This window comes from Streptomyces sp. NPDC001443 (genome assembly GCF_053597355.1).
In genome coordinates this window covers 15,875-37,191 of sequence record NZ_JBSFIA010000005.1, presented here as the reverse complement: position 1 = coordinate 37,191, position 21,317 = coordinate 15,875, and the positions used below count along the sequence as shown (strand labels likewise).

At 72.6% G+C, this 21,317-nt stretch carries 17 protein-coding genes; 5 read left to right on the top strand and 12 right to left on the bottom strand.

Features of this window, described 5'->3' with window-relative positions; genetic code table 11:
• The first annotated feature begins 34 nt into the window (after positions 1 to 34).
• Complete coding sequence (locus tag ACWC24_RS08235) at positions 35 to 847, top strand: PaaX family transcriptional regulator (protein ID WP_450662013.1); 813 nt, start codon at positions 35 to 37, stop codon at positions 845 to 847.
• Positions 848 to 869: 22 nt separating this feature from the next.
• Here ACWC24_RS08235 and ACWC24_RS08230 read toward each other — a convergent pair whose 3' ends face one another.
• Together ACWC24_RS08230 and ACWC24_RS08225 are read right to left on the bottom strand one after the other, a co-directional pair.
• The gene (locus tag ACWC24_RS08230; protein WP_450662012.1) at positions 870 to 3,176 is read right to left on the bottom strand and encodes a bifunctional salicylyl-CoA 5-hydroxylase/oxidoreductase; all 2,307 of its coding nucleotides are present in this window, start codon (positions 3,174 to 3,176) and stop codon (positions 870 to 872) included.
• A gap of 8 nt (positions 3,177 to 3,184) precedes the next feature.
• Positions 3,185 to 4,012: an enoyl-CoA hydratase family protein gene (locus ACWC24_RS08225; RefSeq protein WP_450662011.1), complete on the bottom strand. Its 828-nt coding sequence runs from the start codon at positions 4,010 to 4,012 to the stop codon at positions 3,185 to 3,187.
• Between the two features lie 351 nt (positions 4,013 to 4,363).
• On the opposite strand from ACWC24_RS08225, the gene ACWC24_RS08220 reads away from it, so the two are divergent.
• Complete coding sequence (locus tag ACWC24_RS08220) at positions 4,364 to 4,816, top strand: ATP-binding protein (RefSeq protein ID WP_450662010.1); 453 nt, start codon at positions 4,364 to 4,366, stop codon at positions 4,814 to 4,816.
• Here the strand turns inward: ACWC24_RS08220 and ACWC24_RS08215 are convergent.
• From ACWC24_RS08215 to ACWC24_RS08205, 3 genes are all read right to left on the bottom strand, one after another.
• A complete protein-coding gene (locus ACWC24_RS08215) occupies positions 4,785 to 6,287 on the bottom strand; it encodes an amino acid permease (RefSeq protein ID WP_450662009.1) in 1,503 nt (500 codons plus the stop codon). The two genes, ACWC24_RS08220 and ACWC24_RS08215, sit on opposite strands and share 32 nt — an antisense overlap.
• A 180-nt stretch (positions 6,288 to 6,467) precedes the next feature.
• Positions 6,468 to 7,478, bottom strand: a complete 1,011-nt coding sequence (gene argF, locus ACWC24_RS08210; protein ID WP_450662008.1) for an ornithine carbamoyltransferase — start codon at positions 7,476 to 7,478, stop codon at positions 6,468 to 6,470.
• Positions 7,479 to 7,597: 119 nt separating this feature from the next.
• The gene (locus tag ACWC24_RS08205; protein WP_450662007.1) at positions 7,598 to 8,821 is read right to left on the bottom strand and encodes an arginine deiminase; all 1,224 of its coding nucleotides are present in this window, start codon (positions 8,819 to 8,821) and stop codon (positions 7,598 to 7,600) included.
• 136 nt (positions 8,822 to 8,957) lie between these two features.
• Between ACWC24_RS08205 and ACWC24_RS08200 the strand changes: the two genes are divergently transcribed.
• Both ACWC24_RS08200 and ACWC24_RS08195 read left to right on the top strand, forming a co-directional pair.
• Positions 8,958 to 10,028 (top strand): SPFH domain-containing protein, encoded by a 1,071-nt coding sequence (locus ACWC24_RS08200; protein WP_450662006.1) that lies wholly within the window; start codon positions 8,958 to 8,960, stop codon positions 10,026 to 10,028.
• Positions 10,025 to 10,942 (top strand): hypothetical protein, encoded by a 918-nt coding sequence (locus ACWC24_RS08195; RefSeq protein ID WP_450662005.1) that lies wholly within the window; start codon positions 10,025 to 10,027, stop codon positions 10,940 to 10,942. The genes ACWC24_RS08200 and ACWC24_RS08195 overlap by 4 nt, the downstream gene beginning before the upstream one ends.
• 109 nt (positions 10,943 to 11,051) lie before the next feature.
• On the opposite strand, the gene ACWC24_RS08190 is transcribed toward ACWC24_RS08195, so the two are convergent.
• The 7 genes from ACWC24_RS08190 to ACWC24_RS08160 form a co-directional block, all read right to left on the bottom strand.
• Positions 11,052 to 13,595, bottom strand: coding sequence for a polynucleotide kinase-phosphatase (locus ACWC24_RS08190; RefSeq protein WP_450662004.1), 2,544 nt, complete (start codon positions 13,593 to 13,595; stop codon positions 11,052 to 11,054).
• Positions 13,592 to 15,061, bottom strand: a complete 1,470-nt coding sequence (locus tag ACWC24_RS08185) for a 3' terminal RNA ribose 2'-O-methyltransferase Hen1 (protein WP_450662003.1) — start codon at positions 15,059 to 15,061, stop codon at positions 13,592 to 13,594. Before ACWC24_RS08185 ends, ACWC24_RS08190 begins: the two co-directional genes overlap by 4 nt.
• Before the next feature lie 242 nt (positions 15,062 to 15,303).
• Positions 15,304 to 16,227, bottom strand: a complete 924-nt coding sequence (locus ACWC24_RS08180; RefSeq protein WP_450662002.1) for an LLM class F420-dependent oxidoreductase — start codon at positions 16,225 to 16,227, stop codon at positions 15,304 to 15,306.
• A gap of 63 nt (positions 16,228 to 16,290) precedes the next feature.
• Positions 16,291 to 16,764: a DUF6099 family protein gene (locus ACWC24_RS08175; protein WP_450662176.1), complete on the bottom strand. Its 474-nt coding sequence runs from the start codon at positions 16,762 to 16,764 to the stop codon at positions 16,291 to 16,293.
• Positions 16,765 to 16,963: 199 nt separating this feature from the next.
• Complete coding sequence (locus ACWC24_RS08170; RefSeq protein ID WP_450662001.1) at positions 16,964 to 17,308, bottom strand: nucleotide pyrophosphohydrolase; 345 nt, start codon at positions 17,306 to 17,308, stop codon at positions 16,964 to 16,966.
• Entirely contained in the window at positions 17,305 to 18,519 is a 1,215-nt protein-coding gene (locus ACWC24_RS08165; protein ID WP_450662175.1) for an AAA family ATPase, read from the bottom strand. The genes ACWC24_RS08170 and ACWC24_RS08165 overlap by 4 nt, the downstream gene beginning before the upstream one ends.
• A gap of 302 nt (positions 18,520 to 18,821) precedes the next feature.
• The gene (locus tag ACWC24_RS08160) at positions 18,822 to 19,211 is read right to left on the bottom strand and encodes a cell division protein SepF (protein ID WP_450662000.1); all 390 of its coding nucleotides are present in this window, start codon (positions 19,209 to 19,211) and stop codon (positions 18,822 to 18,824) included.
• A 429-nt stretch (positions 19,212 to 19,640) separates the two neighbouring features.
• Between ACWC24_RS08160 and ACWC24_RS08155 the strand changes: the two genes are divergently transcribed.
• On the top strand, positions 19,641 to 21,314 hold the full coding sequence (locus tag ACWC24_RS08155) for a hypothetical protein (protein ID WP_450662174.1): 1,674 nt from the start codon (positions 19,641 to 19,643) through the stop codon (positions 21,312 to 21,314).
• Positions 21,315 to 21,317 lie beyond the last annotated feature (3 nt).

Genomic DNA, 21,317 nt, shown 5'->3' with positions numbered 1-21,317 from the left:
CTGTGGTGCTCCGCGACGACCCGGACGACCTAAGATGATCAACGTGTCCGAGCAGCACGCCCCCCGGTCCCTCATCGTCACGCTCTACGGCGCGTACGGCCGCTTCATGCCCGGCCCGGTGCCCGTCGCCGAGCTGATCAGACTGCTGGCCGCGGTCGGCGTGGACGCGCCCTCCGTCAGGTCGTCGGTGTCCCGGCTCAAGCGGCGCGGTCTGCTGCTGCCGGCCCGTACCGAGCAGGGCGCGGCCGGGTACGAGCTGTCCCCCGAGGCCCGGCAGATGCTGGAGGACGGCGACCGCCGGATCTACGCCGCGGCCCCGCCGGCCGACGAGGGCTGGGTGCTGGCCGTGTTCTCCGTACCGGAGTCGGAGCGGCAGAAGCGGCACGTCCTGCGCTCCCGGCTGGCCGGTCTCGGCTTCGGCACCGCCGCGCCGGGCGTGTGGATCGCCCCGGCCCGGCTGCACGAGGAGGCCCGGCACACGCTCCAGCGGCTGCACCTCGATCCGTACGTCGACTTCTTCCGCGGCGAGCACCTGGGCTTCGCGCCCACCGTCGAGGCGGTCTCGCGCTGGTGGGACCTGGCGGCGATCGCCAAGGAGCACGAGGAGTACCTGGACCGGCACGCGCGCGTGCTGCACGACTGGGAGGGCAGGGCGCAGGCCTCGCCCGAGGCGGCCTACCGCGACTACCTGCTCGCCCTGGACTCCTGGCGCCGGCTGCCCTACACCGACCCCGGACTGCCGGTCCGGCTGCTGCCCGCGGACTGGCCGGGCGAGCGCTCGGCGACGGTGTTCCGGGAGCTGCACGCACGACTGCGGGACACCGGCGCGGAGTTCGTGGGTCTGTGACCGGCCGGGGGCCGGCACACCGTCAAGTACCCAGCGACAGGCGCGGCTTGGGAGCGTCCGTGCGTCCGGTCCGCGGGGGCCGGCTGCCCGCGCGGTAGGGGTCGGGCCAGGCGACGCCCGGACCCTCGTACCCCTGCTCGGCGGCGGCGTGCAACGTCCAGTGCGGATCGTAGAGATGGGGGCGGGCCAGCGCCACGAGGTCCGTACGCCCGGCCAGGATCAGGGAGTTGACGTCGTCCCAGGAGGAGATGGCGCCGACCGCGACGACCGGGATGCCGACCTCGTGCCGGATCCGGTCGGCGAACGGTGTCTGGTACGACCGCCCGAAGTCCGGCTCCTCCTCCGCCACCACCTGGCCGGTCGACACGTCGATCGCGTCGGCGCCGTGCGCGGCGAAGGCGCGGGCGATCTCGACCGCGTCCTCGGCCGTGGTGCCGCCGTCGGCCCAGTCGGTGGCCGAGACGCGCACGGTCATGGGCCGTTCCTCGGGCCACACCCCGCGTACGGCGTCGAAGACCTCCAGCGGGAACCGCAGCCGTTTCGCGAGCGATCCGCCGTAGGCGTCGGTGCGCCGGTTGGTCAGCGGGGAGAGGAATCCGGAGAGCAGATAGCCGTGGGCGCAGTGGAGTTCGAGCAGGTCGAAACCGGCCCGGGCGGCCCGCCAGGTGGCGGCCGTGAACTGCTCTCGGATGTCGGTGAGTTGCGCGCGGGAGAGCTGGCGCGGGGTCTGACTGTCCGGCCGGTACGGCAGCGGCGAGGCGGCCACGAGCGGCCAGTTGCCGTCGGGCAGCGGCTGGTCGATGCCCTCCCACATCAGCCGGGTGGAGCCCTTGCGGCCGCTGTGGCCCAGCTGCACCCCGATGGCGGCGCCCGGCGAGCGCGCGTGCACGAAGTCGGTGATCCGCCGCCAGGCCTCGGTCTGCCGGCCGGTGTAGAGGCCGGCGCAGCCGGGGGTGATCCGGCCCGTCTCGCTCACGCACACCATCTCGGTCATCACCAGCCCCGCCCCGCCCAGCGCCCGGGCGCCCAGGTGGACCAGGTGGAAGTCGCCCGGCACGCCGTCGACCGCCGAGTACATGTCCATGGGGGACACCACGACCCGGTTGGGCAGGGTCAGACCGCGCAGCCGGAAAGGGGTGAACATCGGGGGCGTGCCGGGCGGGCAGCCGAACTCGCGCTCCACGGAGCCGGTGAAGTGGGCGTCGCGCAGCCGCAGGTTGTCGTGGGTGACCCGGCGGCTGCGGGTGAGCAGGTTGAAGGCGAACTGGCGGGGCCGCTGACCGAGGTACAGCCCGACGTTCTCGAACCACTCCAGGCTGGCGCGGGCCGCGCGCTGGGTGGAGGCGACGACGGGCCTGCGCTCCTGCTCGTAGGCGGCGAGGGCTTCCGCCGTCGTGTCCTGTTCGGTCAGGCAGGCCGCCAGGGCCAGCGCGTCCTCGACGGCCAGCTTGGTGCCGGAGCCGATGGAGAAGTGGGCGGTGTGGGCGGCGTCTCCGAGGAGGACGACGTTGCCGTGCGACCAGCGCTCGTTGACCACCGTACGGAAGGTGGTCCACAGGGAGTTGTTCGAACGCAACGGCCGGCCGCCGAGCGCGTCGGAGAAGATCTTGGCGCAGCGGTCGACCGACTCGCTCTCGCCGAGTTCGTCGAATCCGGCCGCCCGCCACACCTCCTCGCGCATCTCCACGATGACCGTCGAGGCGTCGGCGGAGTAGGGGTAGCCGTGCAGCTGCATCACGCCGTGCTCGGTCTCGGCGACCTCGAAGCGGAAGGCGTCGAAGGCGAAGTCCGCGGCGAGCCAGACGTAACGGCAGCGGTGGCCGGTCAGGGTGGGCCGGAAGACGTCGGCGAAGGCCTCGCGGGTGGTGCTGTGCACGCCGTCGGCGGCGACGACGAGGTCGTACGCCTGCGCCAGCCGGGCCGGGTGGGGCGCCTCGGTGCGAAAGCGCAGTTCCACGCCGAGCGAGCGGCACCGCTCGTGCAGGATCTCCAGCAGGCGGCGCCGGCCCAGTGCCGCGAAGCCGTGGCCGCCCGAGCGGTGGCGCACGCCCCGGTGCACGATGTCGATGTCGTCCCAGCGGACGAACTCGGCCTTGAGCGCCTCGTGGACCACCGGGTCCGCGTGCTCGATGCCGCCGAGCGTCTCGTCGGACAGCACGACCCCGAAGCCGAAGGTGTCGTCGGGGGCGTTGCGCTCCCACACGGTGATCTCCCGGGTGGGGTCGAGGCGTTTGAGCAGGGCCGCCGTGTACAGACCGCCGGGCCCGCCGCCGACGACGGCGGCCTTCCGGACCGGCCCGGTCGCCCCTCCCGCCGATTCGCGTGTCACCGCGGACCTCACCTCCCGCGCCACTTGGGCGCGCGCTTCTCGGTGAAGGCCGCGTGGAACTCGGCGTAGTCCTCGCCGTTCATCAGCAGGGCCTGGGTCGAGGCGTCCAGCTCCACCGCCGCCGCCAGCGGCATGTCCAGCTCCGCGGTGAGCAGCGCCTTCGTCTGGGCGTGGGCGAGGGCGGGTCCGTCGGCCAGTCGGCGGGCCAGCGCGTGGGCGGCCTCGGCCGTGCGGCCCTCCTCCGTCAGCTCGCTGATCAGGCCGATCCGCTCGGCCTCGGGCGCGCGCACCGGCTCGCCCAGCATCAGCAGCCGGGTCGCGTGCCCGAGGCCGACGATCCTGGGCAGCAGATAGGCCGCGCCCATGTCACCGCCGGACAGGCCGACGCGGGTGAAGAGGAAGGCGAAGCGGGCGGAGGGGTCGGCGACCCGGAAGTCCGCGGCGAGCGCGAGCACCGCTCCCGCTCCGGCCGCCACCCCGTGCACCGCCGCGATCACCGGGAACGGGCACTCCCGTACGGCCCGGACGACCTGCCCGGTCATCCGGTTGAAGTCGAGGAGCTGGGCGGTGTCCATCGCCAGGGTGGCACCGATGATCTCGTCGACGTCGCCGCCGGAGCAGAAGCCACGCCCCTCCCCGGCCAGCACCAGAGCCTGTACCGACCGCTCCCGGGACAGCTCCGCCAGCAGGTCGCGCAGGTCGGCGTAGGCGCCGAAGGTGAGTGCGTTGAGCTTGTCCGGGCGGGAGAGGGTGACGGTGGCGACGCCGTCGGCGTGCTCGACGCGCAGATGCCGCCAGTCCGGGGTACGGGTGGCGGAGCCGGTGAAGGGACTCATGGGGCGGCCTCCTCGGGCGGGAGCGCGGGCACTGCCTGTCCGGTCTCCACCTCATGAAGCTATCACCGATATCTGACTGTCGTCACGAGTGCGCGATAGCCCGATCTGGTGTCACCGTGTGACCGGATCCCACCTCGCCTGTCACAACCGTCACGGTGGTCACAGGGAATCAATAGCGCGGTAACAATCGGGGCAGTCGTGGGAGACCGGCCGCCGGTCCGGGTAAGCCGCTCGTTGTCGGGGCACGGGCCCCGGCCGACGCCCGTCGTACGTACCTGACGGAGGGCGCCGTACCATTCCTGAGGATTGAAAGCAGGCCGGCCTGATGTCGATCACGTGGTGGCCTGCGCCATGAACGGACTCGCCTTGCACGAACGCCCTTCCGCCTCCGCCTCCTGGCGCATCGCGCTGCCGCACACCGCCGCGGCCGTGCCGGTGGCCCGCGCCCTGGTCCGTACGGCGCTGGCCGAGGCACCGCACGGCGCGGACAGCGACACGGCGGAACTGCTCACCGCCGAGCTGGTGGCGAACGCCGTGGAGCACACCGCGGGGTCCGCTCCGATAGAGCTGGTGGTGGAGCTGCGGCCGTCCGGCTGCCAGGTCGAGGTGCACGACCCCGACCCGGCGCCGCCGCGTGATCTCACCCGGCCCGGCGTCGCGGCGCCGGACCCGTGGCAGGAGCACGGGCGCGGTCTGCTGCTGATCCGCGCCCTGAGCTCGTCCTGCGGTCACCGCCCCACCGACTCCGGCAAGGCGGTCTGGTTCCGGCTGGCTACCGTGCCGCCTCAACGACATCGGCGGTGAGCTCGGCCGTCAGGGTGCCGGTCGCCATGGCCTCGGCGACCTCCGCGGCCGCCGTGGCCTTCGCGGTCACGGCCAGCCTGGAGTGCCGACGGCCGTAGGCGGCGTACACGGCGAGTCCGGCCACCAGGAACACGGCGAACTGGAGCCAGGTCGTCCAGCCCGTCTCGTACATCAGGTAGAGGCAGAAGCCGATGCCGAGCAGGGGCGCGACGGGGTAGAACGGGACCCGGAAGGTCCGGTCGAGGCCCGGCTCGCGGCGGCGCAGCGCGAGGACGGCGAGGTTGACCACGGCCATGACGGCGAGGGTGCCGATGGTGCACAGGTCGACCACGGCGTCCAGCGAGGCGAAGGCCGCCGGGATCGCGAACACGATCGCGATGATCAGGGTGCCGGCCACGGGGGTCGAGGTCCGGGGCGAGACCTTCTCGAAGACGCGCGGGACGAGCCCGTCCCGGGACATCGACATCAGGATGCGGCTCTGGCCGTACATCACCGCGAGCACCACCGAGGCGATGGCTACGACCGCGCCGAAGGCGACGACGGCGCCGCCGATCGTGGAGCCGGTGACCTGGTTGACGACGTACGACAGCGCGGCGGGCCGGCCGCCGACCTCGTGGGCGCCGATCGCGCCGATCGCGGCCAGGGCGACCGCGCAGTACAGCAGGGTCACCACGCCCATGCAGACGAGGATCGCCACCGGGATGTCCCGGCGGGGGTTCTTCGCCTCCTCGCCGGCCGTGGTGATCGCGTCGAAGCCGATGTAGGAGAAGAAGGCGGCCGTGGTGCCCGCGCCGATGCCGCCGAGGCCGGCCGGCGAGAACGGGGTGAGGTTGCCGTCCTTGAAGGCGCTGTAGCCGATGGCGCAGAACGCGAGCAGGATGGTCAGCTTGACCGCGGCCATGGCGGCGGTGGCGCGGGCGCTCTCGCGCACCCCGCGCACCAGCAGCACGCAGGCCATCGCGATGACGATCACGGCGGGCAGGTTGACGGCACCGCCCTCACCGGGCCCCGCGGACAGCGCGGCGGGCAACTGGATGCCGAACAGGCTGTGGAGCAGTTCGTTGACGTACTGGCTCCAGCCGACCGCGACGGCCGAGATGGAGATGCCGTACTCCAGCAGCAGGCACCAGCCGACCAGGAAGGCCGTGGTCTCACCGAGTCCGGCGTAGGCGAAGGAGTACGACGATCCGGAGACCGGGATCGCGCCGCCCAGCTCGGCGAACGAGAGCGCGGTGAAGACGCAGGTGATCGCGGCGAGGACGAAGGAGACGACGACGGCCGGCCCGGCCTGCGCCACCGAGTCGGAGAGCCCGACGAAGATGCCCGTGCCGACGATCGCGCCGACGCCGAAGCAGATGAGCTGGAAGAGGCCCATGGTGCGCTTGAGGCCGTGACCCGCGCGGTCGGCGCCGGATTCGGCGACGAGAAGGGCAGGGGACTTGATGCGAAGCTTGGTCGCGGGAGCGGGCATGCGGGTGGTGCTCGTTTCTGGTGGTGCGGGTGCGACCAGGGGGTACCCCCGCTCGAACGAGGCCGAGCACGCGGGGAGGTCGCGGGGCGGCCGCGAAATGGGTGATTCCGGGCCGCCGTTCAGAATAGGGGCAGATGAGCCGGGGGGCGATGACGGACGCCACAGCCCCTGGGACGGGGCCTAGCCGGCGAGGGTCGCGACCAGGATCGCCTTGATGGTGTGCAGGCGGTTCTCCGCCTCGTCGAAGACGACCGAGTGCTCCGACTCGAAGACCTCGTCGCTCACCTCCAGGTACTCCAGGCCGTGCCGCTCGTGGATGTCGCGACCGACCTGGGTGCCCAGGTCGTGGAAGGCGGGCAGGCAGTGCAGGAACTTCACGTCCGGATTGCCGGTGGCGCGCAGCACGTCCATCGTCACGGCGTACGGGGCGAGGGCCGCGATCCGCTCGTCCCAGACCTCCTTGGGCTCGCCCATGGAGACCCAGACGTCGGTGGCGACGAAGTCGGCGCCCGCGACGCCCTCCGGGAGGTCCTCGGTGAGGGTGACCCGGGCACCGCTGGCGTCGGCCAGCTCACGGGCCCGGTCGACGATCTCCTGGGCGGGCCAGTACGCCTTCGGCGCGACGATCCGTACGTCCATGCCGAGCAGGGCGCCGGTGATCAGGTAGGAGTTGCCCATGTTGAAGCGGGCGTCGCCGAGGTAGGCGAAGGCGATCTCCGTCAGGGGCTTGCTGCTGTGCTCCGTCATGGTCAGCACGTCGGCGAGCATCTGGGTGGGGTGCCAGTCGTCGGTGAGACCGTTGTAGACGGGCACGCCCGCGTACCGCGCCAGTTCCTCGACCCCGGCCTGACTGTCGCCGCGGTACTGGATCGCGTCGAACATGCGGCCGAGGACGCGCGCGGTGTCCCGTACCGACTCCTTGTGGCCCATCTGCGAGCCGGACGGATCGAGGTAGGTCGTCGAGGCGCCCTGGTCGGCGGCGGCGACCTCGAACGCACAGCGCGTGCGCGTCGAGGTCTTCGCGAAGATCAGCGCGATGTTCCGGCCCCGCAGGTACCGCGTCTCGGTCCCGGCCTTCTTGGCGGCCTTCAGCTCGGCGGACAGTTCGATCAGACCGCGGAACTCGTCCCCGGTGAAGTCCAGTTCCTTGAGGAAGTGGCGGCCGGCGAGGGCGGACGGGACTGTCGCCATGGGGGCGCTCCAACGGGTGCGGGTGCAGGGACAGGAACGGATGGAATTCTATACGACATTCGGCATTTCTATACACGCCCTGCTCCGCACCCGCTCCCGCACCCTCCGCCACACCCCCTCTACACGGCGTCCCGCTCCACCGGGCAGCTCATACAGCGCGGCCCGCCCCTCCCCCGCCCCAGCTCGCTGCCCGGGATCTCGATCACCTCGATGCCCTGCTTGCGCAGATGGGTGTTGGTGGTGGCGTTGCGCTCGTAGGCGACGACGACACCCGGTTCGACGGCGAGGACGTTGCAGCCGTCGTCCCACTGCTCGCGCTCGGCGGCGTGCACGTCCTGGGTGGCGGTCAGCACCCGGATCTCGCTCAGCCCGAGGGCGGCGGCGATCGCGCGGTGCATGTGCTCGGGCGGATGGTCGGTGACCTTCACCTCCTTCTCGCCGGAGCCCGGTTCGATGGTGTACGAGCGGAGCATGCCGAGTCCGGCGTACTGGGTGAAGGTGTCGCCGTCGACCATCGTCATCACGGTGTCGAGGTGCATGAAGGCGCGCCGCTTCGGCAGGTCGAGGGCCACGATCGTGCGGGCGGAGCCGGCGGCGAACAGCTTGTGCGCGAGCATCTCCACGGCCTGGGGCGTGGTGCGCTCGCTCATGCCGATGAGCACGGCGCCGTTGCCGATCACCAGGACGTCCCCGCCCTCGATGGTGGAGGGGTAGTCGGCCTGCCCCTCGGACCAGAGGTGGAACCGCTCGTCACGGAAGAGCGGGTGGTGCCGGTAGATCGCCTCGAAGTGGACGGTCTCGCGCTGCCGGGCCGGCCAGCGCATGGCGTTGATGGAGACGCCGTCGTAGATCCAGGCGGAGGTGTCCCGGGTGAACAGGTGGTTGGGCAGCGGGCCGAGCAGGAAGTCGTCCAGCTCCATGGCGTGGAAGCGCACGGAGGCGGGCTCCTGGTGCGCATCGAGGAACTCCCGCTTGGTCGCCCCGCCGACGAGGGCTTCGGCGAGCTCGCCGGGGGGCAGGGTCGCGTAGGCGGCGCGCAGGTGGTCGGTGGCGAGCGGGCCGTACTCCTTCTCGTCGAAGACGCGGTCGAGGACCAGTTCCCGAGCCTCCGGGATCGCCAGGGTCTCGGTGAGCAGGTCGCCGAAGAGGTGGACGACGACGCCGCGGTCGCGCAGCACGTCCGCGAACCCGTCGTGCTCGGCGCGCGCCCTGCGCACCCACAGCACGTCGTCGAAGAGGAGGGCGTCCTTGTTGCTGGGGGTGAGCCTCTTGAGCTCTAGGTCCGGCCGGTGCAGGATCACGCGGCGCAGCCGTCCGGTCTCGGAGTCGACATGGAATCCCATGCCTCCATCCTGACCACCGGGGGCCGCCCTGACCCTCCCCTCCCCCATTTCCCCTCCCCTTCTTCTCGTCCTCTTGACGATAAACAGGCCCCTCCTTTATCGTCTTGATGACGAGAAAAAGGGGAGGGGATCGCACATGGCCGACATCACCCGGCGCCTGGGCTGGCGTCATCTGCGCGGCGCGCCGACGGCGCACATCCGGTACCACCGCTCGGGCAAGCCCGTGCACGACGGCCCGGGACTCAGCTTCTGGTTCCGCCCGCTGACGGCCGCGATATCCGAGATCCCGGTCGACGACCGGGAGTTGGCCATGACGTTCCACGCCCGCACCTCCGACTTCCAGGACGTGGCCGTCCAGGCGACCGTCACGTACCGGATCGGCGACCCGGCCGTCGCGGCCGCCCGTCTGGACTTCTCGATCGACCCGGACACCGGCGGGTGGCGGGGTGCCCCGCTGGAGCAGCTCGGCACGCTGCTGACCGAGACGGCCCAGCAGCACGCGCTGGACGTACTGGCCCGTACGCTGCTGTCGTCGGCGCTGGTGGACGGGGTGGCGGCGGTGCGCGAGCGGATCGCGGAGGGGCTGGGCGCCGAGCCACGGCTGCCCGCCACCGGCATCGAGGTGGTGGCCGTCCGGGTGATGGCGCTGCGCCCGGAACCGGAGGTGGAACGGGCGCTGCGCACCCCGGCCCGTGAGCAGATCCAGCAGGAGGCCGACCGGGCGACCTACGAGCGGCGGGCCGTGGCCGTCGAACGCGAGCGGGCCATCGCCGAGAACGAGCTGGCCAGCCAGATCGAACTCGCCCGGCGCGAGGAGCAGTTGGTCGACCAGCGCGGTACGAACGCGCGGCGCGAGGCGGAGGAGCACGCGGCCGCCGACGCGGTACGGGCCGGCGCGGAGGCCGCCCGTGCGGTACGGCTGGCGGAGGCCGAGGCGGCCCGCACGGTCAAGCTCGCCGAGGCCGAGGCGACCCGTGCGGTACGACTGGCCCGCGCCGAGGCCGAGGGCGCGCGCGAGGTCGGCGAGGCGCGGGCGCAGGCCCAGGCGGCCTGGCTGCGGGTGCACGCCGAGGTGGACGTGGCCACGCTGCACGCGCTCACCGGGACGCGGCTGGCCGAGAACCTGCCGCGCATCGACAGCGTGACGGTGTCGCCGGACGTGCTGACGGGCCTGCTGGCCCGGCTCGGTTCGCAGGACCGGGAGTGAGCCTCGCCCCGCGTGCCGTGATCGTCCACCGCACCACGGAGTACGAGGAGTTGGTGGCCCGGCACGGCACGCACGGCCAGGCCGCCTTCTTCCTCGCCTCCCGCGGCCGTGACATCGAGGAGGTCGCCGAACGGCACCGCCGGACCCGGCGGGCCCTGGCCGAGGTCGCCGCGGCGGTGCCGCTGACGTGGCGTCAGGCCCGGGTGGAGCGCGCCGACCTGGACCGGTTCCTGTTCGCCGCCGAGGACGTCGTCGTGGTGGTCGGGCAGGACGGTCTGGTGGCGAACGTCGCCAAGTACCTCGCCGGGCAGCCCGTGGTGGGCGTCGACACCGACCCCGGACGCAATCCGGGCGTGCTCGTACGGCACCGGGCGCGGGACACCGCCGCGCTGCTGCCGGCCGCCCTCGCCCGGGGCGCCGGTTCCGGCACCGGCTCCGGCACCGAGGAACTCACCATGGTCGAGGCCGTCGCGGACGACACCCAACGGCTGGTGGCCCTCAACGAGATCTATCTGGGTCCGCCCGGTCACCAGACCGCCCGCTACCGCCTGGGTCTCGACGGCGACAGGGGTGCCGTCGAGGCCCAGGCCTCCTCCGGGGTGCTGGTGGGGACCGGGACGGGGGCGACCGGCTGGCTGCGGTCGGTGTGGCAGGAGCGCGGCGCGGACCTGCGGCTGCCCGGTCGCACGGAGGACCGCCTGCTGTGGTTCGTCCGCGAGGCCTGGCCCTCGCCCGCCACCGGCACCTCGATGGTCGCGGGCGAGCTCACGGCCGACGGCCGACTGCGGATCACCGTCGAGTCGGAACGCCTGATCGCCTTCGGCGACGGAATGGAGACGGACTCGCTGGAACTGACCTGGGGGCAGTCGGTGCGGGTGGGGGTGTGCGCGGAGCGGCTGCGACTGGTGGGGTGACCCTCGCCCACCCGGCGGCTGTCCGACGAATGCCCCGCGGATGCCCCGCGGATGCCCGACGGCTGCCCGACGGGCGAGAGTCACCCGCCGGGCAGCCACCCGGCACCTTTCACAGCCGCGGGTCCACCGGCTCCGACTCCAGGGCCAGCACTCCGAACACCGCCTCGTGCACCCGCCACAGCGGCTCGCCCTCCGCCAGCCGGTCCAGGGCCTCCAGACCGAGCGCGTACTCGCGGATCGCGAGGGAGCGCTTGTGGTTCAGGAACCGCCCGCGCAGCCGGGCCAGGTTGTCGGGTCGGGTGTACTCCGGACCGTAGATGATCCGCAGGTACTCGCGTCCCCGGCACTTGATGCCGGGCTGCGCCAGGCGCCCCTCGCCGGTGCGCACCACCGCGCCGAGCGGCTTGACGACCATGCCCTCGCCGCCGCGGCCCGTCATCTCCAGCCACCAGTCGACACCTGCCTGCACCGACTCCGGGTCCCCGGTGTCGACGTACAGGCGCCGGGTGGTGTGCAGCAGTCCGGTGCCGTCGTGCTCGACGAGCCGGTCGAGCAGGGCGAGCTGTTCGTCGTGCGGGAGCGCGGCGAGGCTGCGGCCCTGGACGGCCAGGAGCTGGAACGGCGCCAGCCGGACGCCGTCGAGGCCGTCCGTGGTCCAGCAGTAGCGGCGGTAGGCGTCGGTGAACGCGGCCGCGTCCGCGGCCCGTTCGCGCTGGCGGGCCAGCAGGTCGGTGACGTCGACGCCCCGGGCGGCCGCGCCCTCCAGCGCGGCCAGCGCGCCAGGGAACACCGCCCCGGAGGCGGCGCCCACCGCCGCGTACTGGCTGCGCAGCAGCCCCTGCGCCTTCAGCGACCACGGCATCAGCTCGGCGTCGAGCAGCAGCCAGTCCGTGTCGAACTCCGTCCACAGCCCGGCCGCGTCGATCGCCGACCGCAGCCGGCCGAGGACCGCCTCGGTGACCGAGGGGTCGTCGAAGAACGGGCGGCCGGTACGGGTGTACAGGGAGCCCGTCGGACCCGCCCCGACACCGAAGCGCTTCTGCGCCGCCCCCGCGTCCCGGCAGACCAGGGCCACCGCCCGCGAGCCCATGTGCTTCTCCTCGCACACGACCCGCTCGACGCCGTCCTCGCGGTACTGCGTGAACGCCTCGACGGGGTGCTCCAGATAGCCTTCGACGTGCGAGGTGGCCGTCGGCGCCATGGTCGGCGGGAGGTACGGCAGCAGCCGCGGGTCCACCGCGAAGCGGCTCATGACCTCCAGGGCGGCGGCCGCGTTCTCCTCACGGACCGCCACCCGGCCGGCGTACCGGGTCTCGACCGCGCGTCGGCCGTGCACGTCCGCCAGGTCCAGCGGGCGTCCGTCGTGACCGCCCGGCGCCTCGCTGCGCAGCGGCTTCGTCGGCTCGTACCAGACCTGTTCGGCCGGTACGTCGACCAGTTCGCGCTCCGGCCAGCGCAGCGCGGTGAGCTTGCCGCCGAAGACGGCGCCGGTGTCCAGGCAGATGGTGTTGTTCAGCCAGGTGGCCGTCGGGACGGGGGTGTGGCCGTAGACCACGGCCGCCCGGCCCCGGTAGTCCTCGGCCCACGGGTAGCGCACCGGCAGGCCGAACTCGTCGGTCTCGCCGGTGGTGTCGCCGTACAGCGCGTGCGAGCGGACCCGGCCGGAGGTGCGGCCGTGGTACTTCTCCGGCAGGCCGGCGTGGCAGACCACCAGCCGGCCGCCGTCGAGGACGTAGTGGCTGACGAGCCCGTCGATGAACTCCCTTACCTGCTGCTTGAACTCCTCGCTCTCGCCCGCCATCTGGTCGATCGTCTCGGCCAGGCCGTGGGTGTGCTGGACGTTGCGGCCCTTGAGGTGACGCCCGTACTTGTTCTCGTGGTTGCCGGGCACGCACAGGGCGTTTCCGGAGCCGACCATGGACATCACCCGGCGCAGCACGCCGGGGCTGTCCGGGCCGCGGTCGACGAGGTCGCCGACGAACACCGCCGTGCGGCCGTCCGGGTGCACGCCGTCGACATAGCCCAGCCGGGTGAGCAGGGACTCCAGTTCGGCCGAGCAGCCGTGGATGTCTCCGACGATGTCGAAGGGGCCGGTGAGGTGGGTGAGGTCGTTGAACCGCTTCTCGGTGACGACGGTGGCGTGGTCGATCTCCTCCACCCCGCGCAGCACATGCACCTTGCGGAAGCCCTCGCGCTCCAACTGCCGCATTGAACGGCGCAGTTCGCGGATGTGGCGCTGGATCACCCGGCGCGGCATGTCGGCCCGGTCGGTGCGGGCCGCGTTGCGCTGGGCGCACACCTCCTCCGGGACGTCCAGCACGACGGCGATGGGCAGCACGTCGTACTTCCTGGCGAGGTCGATCAGCTGACGCCGGGAGTCCTGTTGCACGTTGGTGGCGTCGACGACCGTGCGCCGGCCCGCCGCGAGCCGCTTGCCCGCGATGTAGTGCAGGACGTCGAAGGCGTCCCGGCTGGCGCTCTGGTCGTTCTCGTCGTCGCTGACCAGACCGCGGCAGAAGTCGGAGGAGATGACCTCGGTGGGCTTGAAGTGGCGTCGGGCGAAGGTGGACTTGCCCGAGCCGGACGCGCCGACCAGGACGACGAGGGAGAGGTCGGTGACGGGCAGGGTGCGCCCCTGTCGGTTCTCGGTCATGCCGCCTTCGCCTCCTTCGCTTCGGTGTCCCGCATCCGGAACACGGCCATCTGCGTGGGCGGCCCCACCTCGGGGTCGTCCGGTCCGACCGGCTCGAACTCCACCTGGTAGCCGTGCCGTTCGGCCACGGCGTGCGCCCAGGTGCGGAACTCCTCGCGCGTCCACTCGAAGCGGTGGTCGCCGTGCCGGACGTGTCCGGCCGGGAGGGTCTCCCAGCGGACGTTGTACTCGACGTTCGGGGTGGTCACGAGGACCGTGCGCGGACGTGCCGCGCCGAACACCGCGTATTCCAGGGCGGGCAGCCGGGGCAGGTCGAGGTGCTCGATCACCTCGCTCAGCACGGCGGCGTCGTACCCCTTGAGCCGGTTGTCGGTGTAGGCGAGCGAGCCCTGGAGGAGCTGGACGCGCGCGGCCTGCCGCTCCCCCATCCGGTCCAGCTTCAGCCGCCGGGCGGCGATGGTCAGCGCCCGCACCGAGACGTCCACGCCCACGATCTGAGTGAACCGCGGGTCCTTCAGCAGCGCCTGGACCAACTGGCCCTGCCCGCAGCCGAGGTCGAGGACCCGGGCCGCACCGGACTCGGTCAGCGCGGTGACGATCGCGTCGCGGCGCTGCACGGCCAGCGGGGTCGGCTTCTCCTCCGTCTCGGCCTCGGCCGCCACGGCGTTGTCGATCTCCTCGACCGCGCTGTCGTCGGCCTCCGCGAGTCGCACCAGCTCCAGCCGCTCCATCGCCTCCCGGGTCAGCGACCAGCGGCGCGACAGATACCGGCTGGTGATCAGCTTCTGCTCGGGGTGGTCGGGCAGCCAGCCCTCGCCGGCCCGCAGCAGCTTGTCGACCTCGTCGGGGGCGACCCAGTAGTGCTTGGCGTCGTCGAGGACGGGCAGCAGGACGTAGAGGTGACGCAGGGCCTCGGCGAGGGTCAGCGTCTGCGACGCGAGCACCAGGTGCACGTACCGCGAGTCGCCCCACTCCGGGAACTCGGTGTCCAGGGCCACCGGCTCGGCGGTCACCGTCCAGCCGAGCGGTTCGAAGAGGCGTCCGACCAGGCCGGGGCCGCCGCGGGCGGGCAGCGCGGGCACCTCGATGCGCAGCGGCAGGGGCTGCCCGGCCCGCTCGGGCAGGGCGTTGCACACACCGCGCATCGCGCTGGAGAACACCGCGCTCAGCGCGACCGCGAGCAGCGAGGAGGCCGCGTACGGGCGGTCGTTGACGTACTGCGCGAGCGCCGCGTCGGGTGCGCCGCCGCGCCCCTTGCCCTTGCCGCGCCGCACCAGCGCCACCGTATCGACCTCCAGCAGCAGCGCGGCCGTGCAGCGCTCGTCGTGCGCCTCGGGGTAGAGGACGTGCGCGGTGCCGTAGGAGGTCGAGAACGCCTGCGATTTCCCGGGATGCTTGTGCAGCAGGAACCCTAGGTCGGTCGCGGGGCGCTCCTCGGTGCCGGTGGTGCTGATCGTCAGGAACATACGGTCGATTCTCCCGGGCGAAACAGCTCGCGACCACCGGTTTTCCCGTGCTCGGGCACCGAAGGGCGCGGGGCTGCCGGCGTCGGCGAGCGCGGGGCGACCGGCGGCAGAGTCCACCGGACCCGAGCCGTCGGGCCGCGGAGACCACCGGGCCCGAGCCGTCGGGCCGCGGAGACCACCGGGCCCGAGCCGTCGGGTCCGGCCGCCCGCGAGCCGTTCCCCCGCCGGCCGCGCCCACCCCACTACGGCAGCTGCGTCTGCACCTGGGACGAGATCAGCTCCAGGTGGTCCAGGTCGTCGAGGTCCAGCATCTGGAGGTACATCCGCCGGGAGCCGATCTCCGCGTAGCGGCCGATCCGGTCGACGACCTCGGCCGGCGAGCCCGCCAGACCGTTGACCTTGAGCTCGTCGACCTCGCGGCCGATCGCGGCGGCGCGCCGGGCGACCTCCTGGTCGTCCCTGCCGACGCAGACCACGAGCGCGTTGGAGCAGACGAGGTCGTCGGCCGCGCGGCCGGCCTCCACCGCGGCGGCCCGCACCCGGCCGAACTGCCGCGCGCTGTCCTCGACCGAGCCGAAGGGCATGTTGAACTCGTCCGCGTACTGGCCTGCCAGCCGCGGCGTCCGGGTCGCGCCGTGGCCACCGATCAGCACCGGGATCTTCCGCTGCGCGGGCTTGGGCAGCGCGGGCGAGTCGGTGAGGTCGTAGTACGTGCCGTGGAAGTCGTAGGACTTGCCGGGCTCCGTCGCCCACAGTCCCGTGACGATCTCCAGCTGCTCCTCGAGACGGCCGAACTTCTCCTTCGGGAACGGAATCCCGTACGCCGTGTGCTCCTCCTCGAACCAGCCCGCGCCCAGGCCGAGTTCGACGCGGCCGCCGGACATCTGGTCGACCTGCGCGACCTGGATGGCGAGCACTCCGGGCAGCCGGAAGGTGGCGGCGGTCATCAGCGTGCCGAGCCGGATGCGCTTGGTCTCGCGGGCCAGGCCCGCGAGGGTGATCCAGGCGTCCGTGGGGCCGGGGAGGCCGTCGACGGAGCCCATCTTGAGGTAATGATCAGACCGGAAGAATGCGTCGAAGCCGAGGTCCTCGGTCGCCTTCGCCACGGTGAGCAAGGTGTCGTAGGTCGCCCCCTGCTGGGGCTCGGTGAAGATGCGAAGATCCATACCTCCATCCTGCACTCCACGGGGCACTCCGGCCCCATCAGGCCCTCCGCCGGCTCCGCGGCGTCAGCGCTCCGGCAGCACCTGGTCCCGGAGCTGGTCCCGGTCGGCCAGCTTGCGCAGCATCTCCCGGACCCGGTCCCGGGATTCGTCCGCCGCGTCGATCGCCTCCATGCACTGCCAGTACGTTCCCTCGTCGTCCGCGCCGCTCGCGACGCCGACCAGGGCGATACCGACCTCGGCCAGCAGTACGCCGAGGCTGAGCAGTGCCTGACGGGCGTCGTCCAGTTCGGTCAGCCGAGCGGCGCGCAACTCCCCGAGATCGAGCTCCGGCGCCTCCAGCACCCCACAGCCCCTGCCCGCCAGCTCCGTCAACCCCAGTGCCTCACCGCGCAGTTCGGGCGGCCCCGAGACCGCCAGCCGACTGCCGATCGCCTGCGCCAGAGCCTGCGCCTGCCACACCTCCGTCAAGATCTCAGGTACTCCGCTGCTCCCGGCGAGAGCACGTCTGCTCGTCAGGATGAGCCGCACCGCCTCCATGGCCTTCCCCCGTCCGCCGGGACGTGTTGTCAGCACGTCCGCCCGAACTTCGTTGTCCACTACCCAGAGTGAAGTGTTGTGGGACGAAAAGCCAGAGGAAGGCGGAAATCTGTGGACAACAAATCGATTTCGAGCAGGCGAACAACTCCGGAGAGTGAAAACGGATCGTGCGGCTCCCGCATGCCCGGATGGGCCGCGGTCACCGCTCCCCAGGCGCCGGGAACCGCTCCTCGTTCCGGTCGATCTTCGCGTCCAATGCCGCCAGCGCGTCGATCCCGAGCACCTCGCACAGTTGCAGCAGATAGGCGAGCACGTCGGCCACCTCGTCCGTGACCCGGTGCGCGGTGTCGGGGTCGTCCATGACGCGCGCCGACTCCTCCGGCGTCAGCCACTGGAAGATCTCCATCAGTTCGGAGGCCTCCACGCTGAGCGCGGCGACCAGGTTCTTCGGGGTGTGGTACGGCTGCCAGTCGCGCGCCGCCGCGAACTCGGCCAGTCGGCGTTGCAGTGCGGCCACGTCCAGGTGCTGGGGCTCTTTCGTCACGGGTCCAGATGTACCACCGTCACTCCCGCCGTCCCCACGGCCCACGAGGCGTCGTTCACCGTCCCGACGCAGCGCAGATGCCCGATCCCGCCCGTCCGCGCCGCCAGCCGCAGCAGTTCGGCGCGCTGCCGTCCGTCCAGGGCCCGGTCGAAGCCGTCGGCGAGCACGGTGAGCGTCTGGAACGCGGCGGGCACCTCGCGGGCCGGGTCGACCTCGAGCACGCCGGGGCCGGTCAGCAGCACCAGGGCGAGGGCGAGGTACCGCAGCTCGCCGTCACCGAGCCGGTCGAGCCGGGTGCGGATGCCGTCGCCCCGGTCCAGCAGGGCGTGGACCGTACCGCCGGGCAGCCGTTCGGCGACGACCCCGGCGACGGGTCCCGCGCACCCGGCCCGGACCGCCGCGACGAACTGCCCGTGCCGCCGCCCGCATTCGGCCTGGGTGCGCCACAGGACGTCGGCGAGGTTGGCGCAGTCGCCGAGCAACCGGCCGGAACCGACCGGTACGGGGGCACGCATCCGCTCCGGCCGGGGGTCGCAGGGGAAGACGGAACGCAACGCGACGACCATCTGCTCGGCGGCGGCGAGCACTTGGCGCTGCCCGTCCGTCTTGCCCGCCACCCGCAGCGGCAGCAGCGCGGTGCCGAGCAGGTCGTCCGGGAGCGGGGCCCGGGTCACCGGCGCGGACCCGGCCGTGTGCCACGCGGCCTGCACGGTGCGCCGTCCGGGGTCGCGCAGGGCGGTCTCCAGCAGGACCAGCCCGCCGGCCGTCAACCGCTCCCCGACGATGCGCAGTTCGGGCTCGGCCTGGACGGCCAGGTCGAGCCGGACCGGCCCCTGCGGCCCGTCAGCCGTACAGCCGATGCGAAAGCCGCGGCGCCGCTGGGCGTCCGGCCGGGCCCGTTCGGGTACGCAGGCGGCCGGGTCGGCGAACACCTCGGCGAGTTCGGCGCCGCCGCCGAGCCGGGCAAGCGCCTCGTAGGCCCGTAACGCGGTCGACTTGCCGCTGCCGCTGGGCCCGGCCAGGAGGGTGAACGGCCCGAGCGGGAACCCCGCGCGCCGATGGCCCGCGAAGGCGGACAGCCGCAGTTCGGTGAGGTGCGGCCGGCCCACAGGACCCTGACCGGCTCGAACCGCGGCCGGACCGGCGTCCGGAGCCGGAACGGCGGTCACCGAGGACGGGGAGGACGGGGAGGACGGGGAGGGAACGGGCAGCGCGGCGAAGGCGGCGGACGACGCGGCGGGAACCGCAGGCGCGAAAGGAGCAGAGGAAACGGAGGGGGCGGAGGGGACAGAGGAGGTAGAGGAAACGGAGGGGGCGGAGGGGACAGAGGAGGTAGAGGAAACGGAGGGGGCGGAGGGGACAGAGGAGGTAGAGGAAACGGAGGGAGCGGAGGGAGCGGAAGGTCCCGAAGGCACGGACGGCAGGGAACGCGGAGCCATATCCGGACGGTAAGACTCCGCAGCCGGCGGAACCGTTCCGCCCAGAACGTCTTCCCACGATCGGGGGACCGTCCTCAGTTCTCGGAGACGCCCGCGCCCTCCATGAGCCCGCTCACCTCGGTCCCGGGCGGAGTCAACAGGAACACGTTCCGGTCGACCCGGTGCATCCCGCTCGCCAGGCCGAAGACGACACCCGTGCTGAAGTCCAGCACCCGCTTGGCGACCTCGGTCTCCGCTCCGGTCAGGTCGAGCAGTACCGGGATGCCCGACATCAGCGTCTCGGCGACCTCGCGGGCGTCGGCGAAGACATTGATCCTCAGGACGACGAACCGGCGCCGGGTCTCCGTCGCGGCGTCGGGCAGCGCCCGGTGGTCCACGGCGGACGGCCACGCGTCCCGGCCTCTCAGCGGAACGACCTGGGCGAGACCCTCCCACTGTTCATCGGTGGCGTCGTAACGGCTCACCGGATCCCCCCGATCTCACTCGTAGTCATTGCCTGCACCAGCCATTCTTACTCCAAGTCACCCGTTCGGCCCAACTACGACACGGTGCGCGACCGGCCGATTCCCGTCCGCCGCGGCCTCTTAGAGCTCCGAACAAAAGTGGGGTCCGATCAGCGGGCGGTGTCCGGTGCGTGCGATCGCAAGGCGCCGGAAGGTCCTTGTAGCGGAGCTACCAGGGCCTTTCGGCAACGCCGCTGGGGGTCCCCCCTCTGGGGGAGCGCGTGCCGGGCGCCACCCGCCGGGCCCCACTTTTGTTCGGAGCTCTTACCGCCCTCACACCCGGCTCTTCACGTCCGGCGACCCTCCGCTCACCCGGAGCGACTACCGTCCAGTCGCGTGCATCTGGCAGAAAAACCGCTGGTGACACCGGGCCGGCGGACACAGTCGGCGGTGTCCGCCGCTCCGGAGTCCCCCGCACAATGGCACCGCGTGCTCACCCTCCTGGCCGACGTCAGTCTCTTCATCGGTACGCGGTCGGTGTGGACGAGCGCGGCGAGCCACCGCCTGGCCGTGGCCGCCGTGATCTCGGTCTGCTACGCCTCGATCCTGGCGTGCGGGGTGCTGGTGCTGGTGGTGCGCCGCACCCGGACGCTGGCGCGCGTGGACCTGTGCGTGCTGCTGACCGCGGCGACCCTCACCCTGTGCGCGTGGAGCATGACGCACAACGGCGGCGACGAGGCGGTCCTCACCACCCAGGCCGCACGGGAACTGGTCGCGGGCCACGCCGTCTACGGACAGCCCTGGCCGTGGCTGTTCACCCACGGGGTCGCGGTCACCCCGACGGTGACCGGCGGCTACGACTTCACGTACGGCTATCCGCCCCTCGCCCCGCTGCTGACCGCGCCGCTGCTGTGGCTGGGACACGCCGGCACCCCGGCCACCGCCATGACCACCTGCGCGCTCATCGTCTCCGCGGCGACCACCTGGCGGATGCTGCCGGTGCCGTGGCGGTCGGCGGCGACCATGCTGTTCCTCGGCTTCGCCTTCCTGCCGTCGTACGCCCGGCTCGGCTATCCGGCGATCCTGGCCCTGGCGCTGCTGGTGCCGGTGGTGGTGCGCTGGCCGCGGATCGGGCAGGGCGGCCGGCTCGGCGCCGCGGGGCTCGCGCGGGCCGCCTGTCTCGGCGCGGCCTGCGCGGCGCAGCAACTGCCCTGGTTCGTGACACCGTTCCTGCTCGCCGGGATCTACGCGGTGCGCCGCGGCGAACTGGGCCGGCGGGCGGCGGCGAACGTACTGCTGCGGGTGACCGGGGTCGCCGTGACCGTATGGCTGCTGATCAACGCGTACTTCGTCGTGCGCGCGCCCGGCGCCTGGCTGGGCGGCATCGCCCTGCCGCTGACCCAGGGCGCGGTGCTGCACGGCCAGGGCCTGGTCGGTGTGTCGCTGTACCTGACCGACGGCAGCGACCGGCTCGACTGGTACGGGCACGCGAGTCTGCTGCTGGCCGCCGCGCTGCTCGCGCTGTTCGTGCTGTTCGTGCGGCGGCTCGGACCGGCCGCCACCGTGCTGCCCTGGTGCGCGTTCTATCTGGCGACGCGCTCCCAGGACGGCTACTACCTGATGATGACTCCGCTGTGGCTGGCGGCCGCGATCACGGCGCCTCCGGCGGAGTTCAGCCGTGCGTGGCAGCCGCGCCCGCGCCCGTTGCGCCGCCTGCCCGGCGGGCCGGCGCGGGCCGCCGTCGCCCTGCTGGTGCTCGCCCCGGCCCTGGCGTGCGCGCTCTGGGCGGCGACCGGGGCGCCGCCGCTGCGGATGCGGGTCACCGCGGAGCGGCGGGTATCGGCGACCGCGGTGTCCATGCTGCGGCTGCGCGTCACCAACACCGGGGACAGCGCGCTCAGTCCGCACTTCACCCTGACCACGGGCCAGGGCATGAGCAAGTACTGGTCGATCACGCGGGGGCCGGCGACCCTGCCCGCCCACACCACGGCCGAGTACGAACTCCGGCCGCCCACCGGCCGGTTCCACCTTCCTCGACCGGGCGTACGGATCCGGTTGCGCGCCTTCACACCCGCGCCGCAGACCCTGTCGAGCGCGGACGTACGGCTCACGCGGGGCGGGTGAGTT